The sequence below is a fragment of the Halomonas sp. BM-2019 genome, from assembly GCF_017584085.1.
On record NZ_CP071922.1, the window covers coordinates 1,393,150 to 1,407,958 of the forward strand.

10 protein-coding genes and 1 pseudogene are annotated in these 14,809 nt (G+C 67.7%); 5 read left to right on the forward strand and 6 right to left on the reverse strand.

Translation table 11 applies throughout. The features are described 5' to 3' along the window. Nucleotides 1–134: 134 nt before the first annotated feature. Both J5F18_RS07035 and J5F18_RS07040 read right to left on the reverse strand, forming a co-directional pair. Nucleotides 135–1,487, reverse strand: coding sequence for an MFS transporter (locus J5F18_RS07035; protein WP_346301565.1), 1,353 nt, complete (start codon nt 1,485–1,487; stop codon nt 135–137). A 299-nt stretch (nt 1,488–1,786) separates the two neighbouring features. Continuing rightward, nucleotides 1,787–2,506: a murein L,D-transpeptidase catalytic domain family protein gene (locus J5F18_RS07040; RefSeq protein ID WP_346301566.1), complete on the reverse strand. Its 720-nt coding sequence runs from the start codon at nt 2,504–2,506 to the stop codon at nt 1,787–1,789. Nucleotides 2,507–2,673: 167 nt separating this feature from the next. Between J5F18_RS07040 and J5F18_RS07045 the strand changes: the two genes are divergently transcribed. From J5F18_RS07045 to J5F18_RS07055, 3 genes are all read left to right on the forward strand, one after another. Next, nucleotides 2,674–4,290 carry a L,D-transpeptidase family protein gene (locus J5F18_RS07045; protein ID WP_346301567.1) on the forward strand — a complete coding sequence of 539 codons (1,617 nt, stop codon included), beginning with the start codon at nt 2,674–2,676 and terminating at the stop codon, nt 4,288–4,290. 205 nt (nt 4,291–4,495) lie between these two features. Continuing rightward, nucleotides 4,496–6,664, forward strand: coding sequence for an ATP-binding protein (locus J5F18_RS07050; protein ID WP_346301568.1), 2,169 nt, complete (start codon nt 4,496–4,498; stop codon nt 6,662–6,664). Next, nucleotides 6,657–7,577: a diguanylate cyclase gene (locus tag J5F18_RS07055; protein ID WP_346301569.1), complete on the forward strand. Its 921-nt coding sequence runs from the start codon at nt 6,657–6,659 to the stop codon at nt 7,575–7,577. The genes J5F18_RS07050 and J5F18_RS07055 overlap by 8 nt, the downstream gene beginning before the upstream one ends. Before the next feature lie 72 nt (nt 7,578–7,649). On the opposite strand, the gene J5F18_RS07060 is transcribed toward J5F18_RS07055, so the two are convergent. The 3 genes from J5F18_RS07060 to J5F18_RS07070 all read right to left on the reverse strand — a co-directional run bounded on the left by J5F18_RS07060 (nt 7,650) and on the right by J5F18_RS07070 (nt 12,418). Further along, nucleotides 7,650–9,503 carry an ABC transporter ATP-binding protein gene (locus J5F18_RS07060; protein ID WP_346302193.1) on the reverse strand — a complete coding sequence of 618 codons (1,854 nt, stop codon included), beginning with the start codon at nt 9,501–9,503 and terminating at the stop codon, nt 7,650–7,652. Nucleotides 9,504–9,617: 114 nt separating this feature from the next. Then, entirely contained in the window at nt 9,618–11,333 is a 1,716-nt protein-coding gene (locus J5F18_RS07065) for a peptidoglycan DD-metalloendopeptidase family protein (protein WP_346301570.1), read from the reverse strand. Nucleotides 11,334–11,572: 239 nt separating this feature from the next. Then, nucleotides 11,573–12,418 (reverse strand): pirin family protein, encoded by an 846-nt coding sequence (locus J5F18_RS07070; RefSeq protein ID WP_346301571.1) that lies wholly within the window; start codon nt 12,416–12,418, stop codon nt 11,573–11,575. Between the two features lie 102 nt (nt 12,419–12,520). Here J5F18_RS07070 and J5F18_RS07075 point away from each other — a divergent pair, with 102 nt between their 5' ends. Both J5F18_RS07075 and J5F18_RS07080 read left to right on the forward strand, forming a co-directional pair. Further along, nucleotides 12,521–13,438 carry a LysR family transcriptional regulator gene (locus tag J5F18_RS07075; RefSeq protein ID WP_346301572.1) on the forward strand — a complete coding sequence of 306 codons (918 nt, stop codon included), beginning with the start codon at nt 12,521–12,523 and terminating at the stop codon, nt 13,436–13,438. Between the two features lie 80 nt (nt 13,439–13,518). Then, nucleotides 13,519–14,523 (forward strand): glutathione S-transferase family protein, encoded by a 1,005-nt coding sequence (locus J5F18_RS07080; protein WP_346301573.1) that lies wholly within the window; start codon nt 13,519–13,521, stop codon nt 14,521–14,523. 31 nt (nt 14,524–14,554) lie between these two features. On the opposite strand, the pseudogene J5F18_RS07085 reads toward J5F18_RS07080, so the two are convergent. Then, nucleotides 14,555–14,809 (reverse strand): annotated as a pseudogene (locus J5F18_RS07085) (hypothetical protein); the annotation flags it as partial.

Consider the following 14,809-nt stretch of genomic DNA (forward strand, 5'->3'; position numbering starts at 1 on the left):
GGCGGGAGGCTTCCCGGTCCCTCATGTTCAACAAGCCATCTCGGTGCCAGGCCGTTGCCCGCGGGGCCAACGCAAGGCCGCCGCCCGGAAGGGGCGGCGGCCGTTGGCACCGTGGCAGGGCTTGCCCGGGAGGGTCAGCGCAGCGACAGCGCGCCGGCGCCGGTCTCCTCGCCCACGGCGTCCCGGTAGGCCTTGGCCTCCTCGGCTTCGGTCTCGTCGGAGAAGCGCACCAGCAGGGCGCAGGAGGCCAGCACCAGCACGGTCAGCCCCAGGTAGAAGAGCCCTTGCTGGTAGGTGATCGCCTCCGAGCGGAACAGGAAGGCCGCGGCCACCGCGCCCACGTTGCCACCGGCGCCGACGATGCCGGCCACGGCGCCCAGCGCCTTCTTGTTGATGAAGGGCACCACGCCATAGGTCGCCCCTTCCGCCATCTGCACGAAGAGGCTGAAGACCAACATGATGCCGATGGCATAGGAGAGCACGTGCATCTGCGAGAAGGCCACCAGGGCGATGCCCTCGCAGACCAGGGCGATGAACAGCCAGCGCACCCGGCCCTTGAGGCCGCCATTCCTGGCGAACAGGTCGGAGAAGATGCCGCCCATGGTGCGGGCGAAGACGTTCATCAGGCCGAACAGGCCGGCGATCAGGCCCGCGGTGGCCAGCGTCAGGTCGAAGTGGTCGAAGAAGTAGATGGCGGCGATGTTGTTGATGGTCAGCTCGACACCGAAGCAGATGGCATAGACCACGAACAGCGCCCAGACGCGGATGTCCTTGGCGGCGGCCATGAAGCTCTTGCCGGCGCCGTTCTCGCCGGAGGCCTCGGGCAGTTCGCCCCGGGCGCGCAGTTCATCGAAGTTGCCGTTGGGGGCGTCCTGGGTGAACAGCCAGTAGCCGATGCCGGTGAGGAACATCACCACGCCGGGCACCACCATGGCCAGGCGCCAGCCCAGGGTCTCGCTGACGCCGAGCATCAGCAGGCCGGAGAAGATCAGCGGCATCAGGATCTGGGTGGTGCCGCCGCCCAGGTTGCCCCAGCCGGCGCTGGTGGCGTTGGCGGTGCCCACCACGTTGGGGGCGAACATCATGGTGGTGTGGTACTGGGTGATCACGAAGGCCGCGCCGATGGCGCCGATGGCCAGACGGGCCAGCAGGAAGGTCTCGAAGCTGTTGGCGAAGCCGATGCCCATCACCGGGATCGAGCCCAGCAGCAGCAGGCCCGAGTAGGTCTTGCGCGGCCCGATCTTGTCACACAGCACGCCGATCGCCAGGCGCACGATCACGGTGATCAGCACCGAGGCGATGATGGTGTTGCCGATCTGGGTCTGGGTCAGGCTGAGGTCCTCGCGGACCACTGCCATCAGCGGCGCGATGCCGAACCAGCCGAAGAAGCAGATGTGGAAGGCGAACCAGGAGAAGTGGAACGCACGCATCTGGGGAGTGGTGAAGTCCAGCAGGCGGATCCTGTTGGCCTTGTTGAGAATGTCCATGGCGTATCCTCGCGGAGCAGTCAGTCGCGTTAGCAAACGAGTCCTTCGACGTTGAAGGTCAGGTTCGACGCACTCGTGCTCCACGGAGCCTGGTCCACGCCCACCAAGTCTTGATCTGTGATAAGCAAATGGTTTGCCACTTCCAGGTTTTTCTTTTTTTTTCATTGGGTTGATACGAAAGCGAGGGCCGCCTATGCCAGGCGGCCCTCAGCCGAGAAAGTTCATGGGCATTCCGATGGTGCAATGCGGCACGGGGGTGCCCGATCCTGGTGCCTGCCGCCGCGTCGGCGGTAACACCCTCAGCGCATGGCGAGCTGGTAGTCGTCGCGGTCACAGGCCAGGAAGGCGGAACCCGCGAGCCACTCCGGGTCCGGGTAGTAGACGAACAAGTACTGCTCCTCCTTTAGGCTGTCGATCAGCGGATAGGTCACCTCGCGGCTGACCGCCGGGCAGCCGTGGCTGCGGCCGAGGCGCCCGGTCTGCTCGATGAAGCTCTCGCTCACGTAGTCGGCGCCGTGCATCACGATGGCGCGCTGGTAGGCCAGGTCGTTGATGCCGCTCTCCAACCCCTCCAGCCGCAGCGAATAGCCGTTGCGACCGTAGTAGCTGTTCAGGGTGCGGAACAGCCCCAGGCTCGACTGGTAGCTCTCCGGAACATTGGAGAAGGTGGTGGCCATGGCGTCGCCCGAGCCGCGGCCGTGGGAGACCAGCTCCTCGAAGAGCAGCCGGTCGCGGCTCAGGTCGAAGACCCACAGCCGCGACTCGGTGGAGGGCAGCGAGTAGTCGATCACCGCCAGGCGCTCGGCGTCGGGGTCGGCGCAGGCCAGGGCATCGGCGGCCAGCGACAGCACCCGAGGGTCGGCCCCGGGGGCCAGGCGGGTCAGCTGCTGTTCCAGGGCCTGGCCGTGCAGTGCCACGGGGGAGAGCGCCTGGGCGAGGAAGTTACCGGCCTGTACCGGAGCGGCGGCCAGCAGCGCGGCGCCGGCGAGCAGGGGAAGCGGAAGCGGGGAGCGGGGCATGGGAGACGGCACCTTGATGAGTGAAAGGGCCGGGGCTCTCGGCGTTGCTGGCACCGGCCGGCAAAGGCGTGCGGGGCCAGCTTCCCTGCGGCCCCGCGTCAGGGGCTATTATGGTAAGAGGGACAGGGAAAGCCAATTTAGACTTCAACGATCAAAGGGGGGCGAACATGCCGGTAACGCTCGCCATTCTCCTGGCATTGGCGCTGATGCTGTCGGGGCCGGCACGGGCCGAGGAGCCGCGTGCGGCAAAGGCCGAACCGCTGGTCGCGGAGATCGCCCGCCTGGTCGCTGCAGAGGACGCCGCCCTGCGTGACTTCTATGCGGCCCGGGCGTATCGCCCCGCCTGGGCCGAGCGCCAGCAGGTGGCGGCCTTCGCCGAGGCGCTGCAGACCCTCGAGGGCGACGGCCTGGATCCCCGGGACTATCGGCCCGAGCGGCTGGTGGCAGAGCATCGCCGGCTCGACGAGGCCGGCGCCGGGGTGGAGGCCCGGGCGCGCCTCGATGTGGAGGCCTCCGCGCTGCTGCTCACCGCACTCGGCCACCTGCAGCGGGGGCGCCTGGATCCGCGCGTGGTGGACCCCCAGTGGGAGATCCCGGTGATGCCGCCGGATCTCGATCTCGCGTCGATCTCCCGTGCCGTGGATGCCCAGCGCTTCGAGCAGGCCTTCGCCGCGGCGCGCCCGGCCTATGCCCCCTACGAGCGGCTGCGCAGCGGCCTGGCCCGCTATCGCCGCATCGAGCGCCTGGGGGGCTGGTCACCGCTGCCCGACGAGCCCCGGGTGCTGCGCCCGGGGGAAGTGCATGACGCCGTGGGGCTGCTGCGCAGCCGACTGGCCATGGAGGGCGAACTGGAGGTGATGGCCGCCGACCCCCGGGCCTTTCCCGGCGCCGACCTCGAAACACCCGACCCGCGGCGCTACGATGCCACCCTGGAAGCGGCGGTGAGGCGCTTCCAGCGCCGCCACCTGCTGGAGGTGGACGGCATCGTCGGTCCCCAGACCCGGGCGGCGCTGAACGTGCCGGTGGAGACGCGCATCGACCAGATCCGCCTCAACCTGGAGCGGGCCCGCTGGCTGCTGCACGGGCTGCCGGAGGCCTTCGTGCTGGTGGACATCGCCGGCTACCGGCTCAGCTATTTCCGCCCCAATGGCGAGATCTGGCGCTCGCGGATCGTGGTGGGGCGCCCCTACCGGCGCACCCCGTCGCTGCGCTCCGAGATCACCCACATGACCCTCAACCCCACCTGGACCATCCCGCCCACCATCCTGCGCGAGGACGTGCTGCCTCAGGTGCGTCGCGACCTCGGCTACCTGTGGCGCGAGCGGATCCAGGTGCTGAGCCCCTCCGGCCGGCCCCTCGACCCCTGGGAAGTGAACTGGGACAACCCCGGCAACATCATGCTGCGCCAGGCGCCAGGACCCCAGAATGCCCTCGGCCAGATCGCCATCCGCTTCCCCAACGACCACCTGGTCTACCTGCACGACACCCCGGCCCAGGGTCTCTTCGCCCGGGAGCAGCGCGCCTTCAGCTCCGGCTGTATCCGCGTGCAGGGGGTGCTGGAGTTGGCCCAGCTCCTCTACGACGACACCGGCAGCGGTCACGATGTGCGCGCCTTGATCGCCAGCGGCCAGACCCGCAATGTGTCGCTGGCGCGACGCATGCCGGTGATCCTGCACTACTGGACGGTGCACCCCGACGAGGATGGCCAGCTTGCCTTCCGCCCCGATATCTACGCGCGCGACGAGGCGCTGCTGCGCGCCCTGGATCGCCCGCCGGCGTTCTAGGAGCCTGCGTGAAGGGCCAGGAGCATGCTCGACAGCGCCTGGCGGTCCGGCTGCACTGCCGCGTCAAGCGCCTGGCGTTGGAACGGTCGCCTTGTCACGGCCACCGGCAATGGCGGGGGAGTGGCAACGACGGCATCCCGGATGGCAGGATGGCCACTGGTAGATTGAGCGTCTCGAACGCTTCGCACCGAGAGCGGAGGTGGTGATGACACCGGATGCCAGGATTGTCGATCTACGGCGACGCATTCAGCGCTGGCTGCATGAAGCACCGCTTGAGGAAGGGGCAGCCACAGGGACGCTCGCAGGATTGCAGGACGATATTGTGATGCTCGAGGCCGAGCTGCGGACGCTCTTCCAACGCGATGGTTCGACACCAGACAGCTTCGAGGCGCTTCGGGAGCAAGCGGTGCTCCGCACCGTGCTGGAGTCGATGGTCGAGGGCGTCATCGTGGCCGACATGACGGGCCGTTTCCTGATCTTCAACACGGCCGCCCGGAATCTGCTGGGGCAAGGACCGGTGGACGAGGGGCCTGGCTCCTGGAGCGAGGCATACGGCCTCTTCCAGGCGGATGGAAAGACGCCTTACCCATCGGAGGAGTTGCCCCTTAGCCGATCGCTGCGAGGCGAACCGGTGGATCGGGCCGAACTGGTGATCCGGCTCCCCGAACGGGCGGGCGATCGCCATATTTCAGCGAGCGGCAGGCCCCTGTGGGGCGAGGATGACCGGCAGATCGGTGCCGTCGTGGTGTTCCATGACATCACCGAAACCAAGGCGCTGGAGCGGGAATTGCGGCGTGCGCGTGAGAGCGCGGAGGAAACCGCGCGCGTCAAAAGCGATTTCCTTGCCAACATGAGTCACGAGATCCGGACCCCCTTGACCGCCGTGCTGGGCTTCACGGACCTGTTGCTGGCGCCCTCGCTGAGTGAAAGCGATCGGCTCAACTATGTACAGGCCGTCCGTCGCAACGGGGAGCATCTGCTCGCCCTGATCAACGATGTGCTCGATATTTCCAAGATCAATGCCAACCAGCTCAATGTCGAGTCGGTGGATGTCTCGTTGTCCCAGGTGTTGCATGAAGTCGCCTCCGTGATGCGGGTCCGTGCCTACGAGAAGGGCCTGACGTTCGACGTCGCCTACGAGACGCCCATACCGGCGCGAATCGAGAGCGACCCCATGCGGGTGCGGCAGATCCTGCTCAACCTGCTCGGCAATGCGATCAAGTTTACCCAAGCGGGTGGGGTCAAGCTGACGGCGCGCTGCCTTGATGCGGGCACGGAGGCGTCATGCGTGGAGCTGGCGGTCAGCGATACCGGCATCGGCCTGAGCCGCGCCGAGATCGAAGGGCTCTTCCAGCCATTCTCCCAGGCGAATGCCTCTACCACTCGACTCTATGGGGGGACTGGCCTGGGTCTCGCTATCTGTCGGTCGCTGGCCGAGGCGTTGGGAGGCGAGGTCCGGGTGAGCAGTACACCGGCCGAGGGGAGTACCTTTACCCTGAGGCTGCATCAGCCGATCGACGCACGGGCGGAGAGGGTCGCTGAGTATGACGAGTCGAGCAGCACACTCGACGTCGAGACGGGGCCCCCTGGTGACACCCGGCAGCTGTGCGGTCGCATTCTGCTGGCAGAGGACGGTCTCGACAATCAGCTGCTGCTCTCGACGATTCTGCGCCGCCAGGGCCTCGAGGTCGAGATCGCCGACAATGGCCAGTCTGCGGTCACGCAGGCCCTGGCGTCCCACGAGGCCGAGGCGCCCTTCGACGTGATTCTCATGGACATGCAGATGCCCAGGCTGGATGGCTATGGCGCCACCGCCAAGCTCCGGGCCAAGGGGTATGCGGGGCCGGTCATTGCCCTGACCGCACACGCCATGCCGGGTGAGCGCGAGCGCTGTCTCCTGGCTGGCTGCGACGATTACCTCAGCAAGCCGATCGATCGTCCCGTGTTGCTGGCTGCTGTGGAATCCTATCTGAAACGCGACCGGGTCGCTGGCCCGAACCCCATCACGACCGAGAGGCTGCCGGGCAGCGGCGAGTCGGGGGAGAACGCCGACCCGCTCTACAGCAGCTTTGCCGACGACCCGGACATGGAGACACTCGTCGCCGGTTATGTCGGGCGGCTAGCGTTGCAGGTCCAGGAGATTCGCCTGGCCATGGACGACGGTGATCTGGAGCGCATCGGACGCCTCGCGCATCAGATCAAGGGCGCCGCGGGCGGTTATGGCTTCATGCCCGTGAGCCGTGATGCCCAGGCACTGGAAAGCGCCGCACGACACGCGAACCGGGTCAGTGAGGTGTTCGACGCGGTTCAGCGCCTGGCAGCCACCTGCGCTCGTGTTCGTCCTGGCCGGCAGGGAGCGCCCTCCCATGAATGAAGGAGTGCCGCAGTCTGTGCTGGTCGTCGACGATTCGGCTGATATTCACCAGCTCGTCAGTGCCCGGCTCCGCTCGGAAGGCGTCAGGCTGCTGCATGCTCACAACGCCGAAGAAGGCCTCGGGCTTGCCCTGCAGCATCGCCCCGACCTGATACTGCTCGACCTCGAGATGCCGGGAGTCGATGGCATGACACTCTGTCGACAGCTTCTGGAAGACCCGATGCTATCCGATTTACCGGTCATCTTTCTGACCGGCACGATCGATGTGGAAACGAAGGTCCAGGCCTTCGAGCTGGGGGCCGTGGATTATGTGACCAAGCCCTTCGATGCCATCGAGCTCAAGGCTCGGGTCAGATCTGCCCTGCGCACGAAGCGCTACCAGGATCTACTGACCACCAAGGCGCAGATCGACGTCTTGACCGGCCTCTGGAATCGCGGTTATCTCGACAATCGGTTGGCGGCCGAGCTATCGCATATGGCGCGCCAGGGTAGCCCCGTTTCTCTGATCATGCTTGATATCGATCACTTCAAGTCGATCAACGATAGGCATGGACACCCCTTCGGCGACCTGGTGATCCAGCGCATTGCGGAAATTCTCGGTCGGCTATCCCGTGACAGCGATATCGTCTGCCGCTACGGCGGCGAGGAGTTCGCCATCATCCTCCGCAACACCCCTGCCAACGGAGCCCTGGCGATCGCGGAGCGACTGCGTGAAGCGATTGCGGCGACGCCTCTCTCGCAAGGCCGGAGCCGCGTCCGGGCAACCGCAAGCTTCGGAATCGCTGGCAGCGACCAGTTCGATGATCCTTCACAGCTATCGCCCGAAACACTTCTCAAGGCCGCCGACGAGGCGCTCTACGGGGCGAAAGCCGATGGCCGAAACCGGGTCGGTCTGGGTCACACCCAGGGGTGAGGTTCGCGTATCGCTCGTCCACCTGGCGGTCAGGCTCCGCAGGAGCAAGCCGCCGAAGAACTGAGCTGAGTGTCAGGTGTACCCCTTGGCCTGCAGCCGGAAGAGCCTGGCATAGCGGCCGTTGGCGGCCATCAGGCTCGCGTGGTCGCCCTGCTCGAGGATGGTGCCGCCGTCGATGACGAATATCTGGTCGGCGGCGCGCACCGTGGAGAAGCGGTGGGAGATCAGGATGGTCATCTTGTCCCGGCTGTGTTCGCGGAAGTCGGCGAACACCGCCGCCTCGGCGGCGGCGTCCATGGCCGCGGTGGGCTCATCGAGCACCAGGATGTCGGCGCTCTCGCGCATGTAGGCCCGCGACAGGGCGATCTTCTGCCACTGGCCGCCGGAGAGCTCCTGGCCGCCCTTGAACCAGCGCCCCAGCTGGGTGTGGTAGCCGCCGGGCATGGTGGCGATGAAGTCGTCGGCCAGCCCCCGGCGCGCCGCCTCCTGCCAGCGTGCCTCATCCTCGAAGGCCGCCACGTCCCCGGCGCCCAGGTTCTCGCCCACCTTGAGCTGGTAGCGCACGAAGTCCTGGAAGATCACCCCGATGCGCCGGCGCAGGGCCTGCACCTTCCACTCGCGCAGGTCGCTGCCGTCGAGCAGGATGCGCCCCTCATCCGGCTCATAGAGACGGGTGAGCAGCTTGATCAGGGTGGTCTTGCCGGAACCGTTGGCGCCCACCAGCGCCAGGCTTTCGCCGGGGCGCAGGTGCAGCGAGATGCCGGAGAGCGCCGGGGTGTCGGCGCCGGGGTAGGTGAAGCCGACCTTCTCGAAGCGGATGCCGTCGCCGGGGTGGGCGCCCTCGGTCAGGGTGCCGGCCTGGGGCGCCACCGGCTGCTCCAGGTACTCGTAGAGGTTGGAGAGGTAGAGGTTGTCCTCGTACATGCCGCTGATCGCGGTGAGGCTCGCCGAGAGCGCCGCCTGGCCCTGCTTGAAGACCATCAGGTACATGGTCATCTCGCCCAGGGTCAGCTGCCCGCTCACCGTCTCCACCACCACCCAGGCGTAGGCGCCGTAGAAGGCCAGGGTGCCGAGCAGGCCGAGGCCGAAGCCCCAGGTCTCGCGGCGGATGGTCAGCCGGCGATCCTCGCCGTAGAGGGTGTCGAAGATCCGCCGGTAGCGCTCCAGCAGCAGCGGCTCCAGCCCGAACAGCTTGACCTCCTTGATGCTGTCCTCCCGGGCCAGCACCGTCTCCAGGTACATCTGCATGCGGGTCTGGGGCGAGCGCCAGCGGAACAGCCGGAAGGCGTCGCCGGAGAACTTGGCCTCGGAGAGAAACACCGGCAGGGCGCCCGCGGCCAGGATCAACAGCGCCCAGGGGGAGAACTGCACCAGCAGGAAGCCGAAGCTGACCAGCGAGATGCCGTTCTGGGCCAGGCCGAAGGTCTTGTTGACCAGCCCCAGGGGGCGGATCGAGGCCTCGCGGCGGGCCCGGGTCAGCTTGTCGTAGAACTCCGAGTCCTCGAACTGGGCGAGCGACAGGGTGCCGGCCTTCTCGAGGATCATCACGTTGACCTTCTGGCCGAGCAGGGCGCGCAGCAGCGACTGCTGGGCGGAGAGCCCGCGCTGGGCCATGGCGATGGCGGCGATCACCCCGGCCTCGGCCAGCACGAAGCGCAGTACCGGCCAGGCGCTCGCGAGGGTCAGGGCCTCGCCGGTCTCGCGGTGGTGGGCCATGGCCTCGACCACCGAGTCGACGATCAGTTGGCCGATCCAGGCCGCCACCGCCGGCAGCACGCCCGCCACCAGGGTGCAGAGCGCCAGGCCCACCGTGAGCGGTCGCGAGGTCTGCCACACCAGCTCCAGCGCCCGACGGCTGTAGCGAAACACGCTGAAGAAGGCGCCCAGGCGGCTTTCGGGCGGGGGCGCGGGCTGGGCGCGGCGCAGATGGGGCGAGGACACCGGGGCTCTCCGTGGCGAGGGGCGAGGCGAGGGGCGGGGCATCAACCGCCGCGCCCCGCTCGGGGCGGGGCGCAGGCGGGAGCGTCGGGCAGGCCGGGGTCAGCCCTCGTCGTCGCTCTCGTCGCGACGGGACTGGGCCACCACCGGGCCGGTCTCGCCGCTCTCCAGGGCGGCCAGCAGCGGCTCGGCCTGGCGCTGGAAGGCCATCAGCCTCTCGCCGGTGAGGCTCTTGTTCTCCGGAAGGTCCACGGTCATCGGGTTGACCTGGCTGTTGTTGACCAGCACCTCGTAGTGCAGGTGGGGGCCGGTGCTGCGGCCGGTGTTGCCGGAGAGCGCGATGCGCTCGCCCATCTCGACCCGATCGCCGCGGCTGACCAGCGGCCGGGAGAGATGCAGGTAGCGGGTCTGGTAGCCGTTGTCGTGGCGGATGACGACGTAGCGTCCGGCGACCGGGTGATTGGCCACCTTCTCCACGCGGCCGTCGGCCGGGGCGATGATCGGGGTGCCGATGGGCATGGCCCAGTCGGTACCGCGATGGGGGCTGACGCGGCCGGTGACCGGGTGCTTGCGCCGCGGGTTGAAGGCCGAGCTCATCCGGTAGTTGCCCTCGAAGGGGTGGCGCTCGAAGGCCGGGTCGAGGCTCTCGCCATCGGGGGTGTAGAAGTTGTTGTCGGCGCTGTTGCGTACCAGGGTCAGGTCCAGGCGCTCCCCCTCGTACTTCACGGCGAGCACGCGGGGATCGAAGCTGGAGCCGTCGACGACATCGGACTCGACCAGCACCTGGAAACGGTCGCCGCGACGGGTGTCGCGGCGAAAATCGAGTTTCTTGCCCAGCACGCTGGTCAGCTGGGTGACCTCGGCGCTGGATAGGCCGGTGGCCTGGGCCGAGCGGGCGAAGCTGCCGCTGACGGTACCGGCGAACAGCCGCTGGGTGGCCTCGCCGGCGCGCTTGATGCTGGCCACCTCGAAGCCGTCCTCGTCGCGCTCCACCAGGAAGCCGGTGCGGGCGTTGCGCATCATGCGCAGGGCCAGCAGCCTGCCGTCCTCGTCGAGCTTGTATTCGAAGCTGTTGCCGGCCCGCCAGCGGGTCAGGGCGCTCTGGTCGGGCATCTCGTCGAGCAGGCGCAGCACCTCGCGGTAGCCCAGGCCCAGGCGGTTCTGGGCCATCACCGCGAAGGTGTCGCCGCGCTGGACGGTATAGGTCTCCCACTCCGGCACGAAGGGCTCGGTGGCGGCGATCTCCTTCTCCAGGACGATGGGTCCCTCGTCGAAGAGCACCAGCTCCTCGTCGGGAATCTCCTCGTAGGAGGTGGCGTCGGCAACCAGACTGCCGTCATGGTCCAGCATGCCGCTGCCGATGGTGCCGACCACCACCGCCATGTGAATGGCGCCCTGATCGAGGTCCAGTCGCTCGGCGGACGGCGCCGCGGTTTCGCTCTCGGCCGGGCGCGCCAGGGCCAGCGGCACCTGGGCATCGGCCGCGGCGCTGGCGCTGGCGCTCTCGATCAGCTCGAGGTCCAGCACTTCGGAGGCGGTGAGCTTGGCCAGGGGAACGTGGGTCCGGGTGGCGTCGAGGGCCTGGCTGGCCCTCTCGATGGCGTCGCCGACGGGACTGCGCTGGAAGCTGAGCGAGGGGAGGCCGGGATGGGCATCGGCCTCGAGGGGAACGATCACGGTGTCGAGCGTCTGGTGTTCGCGCTGGACATCCTGATAGGTCGTGACAATCTTCTGTGCGCCCAGCACCGTCACCATGGTGGCGACTGGTAACAGTAACAGCTTATGTGTGCGGGGCAGCGAATGGAGGATTCGCAGCATGGGTAAGGGCCAGTGACTTGAGAAAAAAATAAAATGGCTCCGGAACCATACCCCATGATGCCAGTTCTGCCTAGGCTGTATAAACGCACAGCCGGCTTCCCGCGCCGGGAAATCCAGGAGCGGAGAGCCTGATGGATAATTCTGTTACCAAATGTTGTTAAATGTTATTTAAGCTCGGGCGAGGCCGAAAATCAACCCCGTCCGACGGAAAAAGTGGGGGCGCCCTGGATAACGAGGGGTCACCCGGTGAAGGTGCCGTCACGGTAGTCGCGTAGGGCCTGCTCGAGTTCCGCCTGGCTGTTCATCACGAAGGGGCCGTAGTGGGCGATCGGCTCGCGGTGGGGCGTGCCGTAGAGCAGCAGTGCCTGGCCGCCCGTTGTGCTGGCGAGCGCCAGGTGCTCACCGGCGCCGAGCCGGGCCAGGTGGCCCGCCGGCACCGCGCCATCGCCCACCTCGATCTCGCCCTCGAACACATAGGCCAGCAGGGTGGCGGCATCCGCCTGCAGGGTGATGCCGCCACCCGCTTCCAGGCGCAAATGGGCCACGCCGCCGTCGCCGGCCAGGGCATCCAGCGGCCCATTCACGGCCTCACCGTCGTTGCGGGCCCAGCGCCCGCCCAGGGCGATCAGCTCGGCACCGCCGCCGGAGAGCCGCGGCATCTCGCTGCCGCGCACGTCGCGATAGTCCGCGGGGCTCAGCTTCTCGCTGGCCGCCAGGTTGAGCCACAGCTGGAAGCCGTGCAGGCCCTGGCTGTCGGTGAGCGGCATCTCGGAGTGGATGATGCCGCGGCCGGTGTGCATCCACTGGGCGTCGCCGGCGCGGATGGTGCTCGAGTGGCCCAGATGGTCCTCGTGGGTCAGGCCGCCGTGGATCACGTAGGTCAGGGTCTGGATACCGCGATGGGGATGGGGCGGGAAGCCGCCCAGGTAGTCATCCGGGCGGTCGGAGCCCAGCTCGTCGAGCATCAGGAAGGGGTCCAGGCCGCCGCCGAAGTCGTGGATGCGCTGGATCTTGACGCCGTCGCCGTCCTGGCTCGGCTGGCTGCGCTGCAGGCGCTCGACCTGGCGAAGGGTGGGGGCTGTCATGGCACGAACCTCTGGCAGTGGTGGGCAGATGACTGGCATTCTAGGACGGTTTTTTCGAAACTTAAGCGCATAGTTTCGCTTGGTCCATTCGAGGATGTCGAAATGTCACGTGTCACCCTGGCTCAGTGGAAGATGTTGGCCGCGGTGGTCGACCACGGCGGCTTCGCCCGTGCCGCCGAGGCGATCCACAAGAGCCCCTCTACCCTCAATCATGCGGTGCACAAGCTCGAGGAGCTGCTCGGTGTCCAGGTGCTGGAGCCCGTCGGGCGCCAGGTGAGGCTGACCGAGGCCGGCGAGCTGCTGCTGCGTCGCGCCCGCCAGCTGATCGAGAGCGCCGCGGCCCTGGAGGACGTGGCCGGCCGGCTGGCCGAGGGGCTGGAGGCGGAGGTGGTACTCGCCGTGGACCAGGTCTTTCCGCCGGACGCCCTGGCGTGCGCACTGGAGGCCTTCTCCGAGGCCTACCCCCATGTGCGGATCCAGCTTCACGAGACGGTGCTCAATGGCGGCATCGAGATGCTCTATGACGGTAGTGCCGACCTGGTGGTCTCGGGTCTCTCGGCCCAGGGTTTCCTCGGTGAGCCGCTGGTTACCGTACGCTTCATCGCCGTGGCCCATCCTGAGCATGCCCTGCACCGGCTCGAGCGCCCCCTCGACCTGCGCGACCTGGTGCAGCACCGCCAACTGGTGGTGCGCGACTCCGCCCAGCGCCAGTCCATGGACTCCGGCTGGCTAAAGGCGGAGCAGCGCTGGACCCTGAGCCACCTCAACAGTTCCATCGACATGCTGGAGCGCGGCCTGGGCTTCGCCTGGCTGCCGGAGACGCGCATCCAGGGCGCGCTGGCGGCGGGGCGGCTCAAGCCGCTGCCGCTCACCGCCGGCGGCGTTCGCGAGATTCCGGTGCAGCTGATCCATCGTGATCGGGATCGCGCCGGCCCGGCGACCTGTGCCATGGCGGCGGCCCTCAAGCGCGAGGTGTCGGCCTGCCCGCGATCCGAGGATTCGATAACATCGAACGAATGAGCCCAAAACATGCGCTTGAGCGTCGATGGATTCGTATTAGGCTGGGGGCCAGTTCCTTATCATGACGCAGGAGGTGGCCCATGGGCCTGTTGATCGACGGCACCTGGCACGACCAGTGGTACGACACCGACAAGCACGGCGGCGAGTTCGTGCGCGAGTCCGCGAAGCTGCGCGACTGGGTGACCCGCGGCGGCGAACAGGGGCCCGACGGCCAGCCGGGGCTGCCGGCGGAGGCGGGGCGCTACCACCTCTATGTCTCGCTGGCCTGTCCCTGGGCACACCGCACCCTGATCCTGCGCAAGCTCAAGGGGCTCGAGGGCCTGATCGGCCTGTCGCATGTCAGCCCGCTGATGCTCGGCCAGGGCTGGACCTACGAGGAGTCGGAGGGCTCGAGCGGCGACCCGGTCAACGGCGTTGACTTCCACCGCGAGCTCTACACCCTCACCGACCCGCACTACACCGGACGCGTCACCGTGCCGGCGCTGTGGGACAAGCGGGGCGGGCGCATCGTCAACAACGAGTCCGCCGAGCTGCTGCGCATGTTCAACGACGCCTTCGACGAGCTCACCGGCAACCGCCTCGACTTCTACCCGGCGGAGCTGCGCGAGACCATCGACGCCATCAACGCCGACGTCTACGACCACATCAACAACGGGGTCTACAAGTCGGGCTTCGCCACCGAACAGCAGGTGTATGAGAAGCACGTGGTGGCGCTCTTCGAGGCACTCGACCGCATGGAGGCACGTCTCGCCGAGCACCGCTACCTGGCCGGGGAGTGGCTGACCGAGGCCGATATCCGCCTGTTCACCACCCTGATCCGCTTCGACGCCGTCTACCATGGCCACTTCAAGTGCAACCTGCGGCGCATCGAGGACTACCCCAACCTCGCGAACTACCTGCGCGAACTCTACCAGTGGCCGGGCGTTGCCGAGACGGTGGACTTCGACCATATCAAGCGCCACTACTACTACAGCCACGACTCCATCAACCCGACCCGCATCGTGCCCAGGGGGCCGCTGCTGGAGCTCGAGCGGCCCCACGACCGCGAGCGGCTGCCGGGCAAGGGCATTCGCGAGAAGGGCTGAGCACTTCCGAAACGACGACGGCCGCGCCTCCCTATCCTGCTGGAACGGAGTCGCGGCCGCCGTCATGCAGGGTCGTCCAGGCGCCGTCCGACTGGCTGGAGGCGATCGCCCCGGCGATGAAGCGCATGCCGTCGACGCCATCGGCGATGCCGGGCAGCCAGGCGGGGCCTGCACCCTCGGCCAAGCCATCGACCAGGCCGTCGGCGAGCGCCTGGTAGAGGTTGGCGAAGGCCTCGAGATAGCCCTCCGGATGGCCCCCGGGCAGGCGCACGCCGCGCCCGACCTC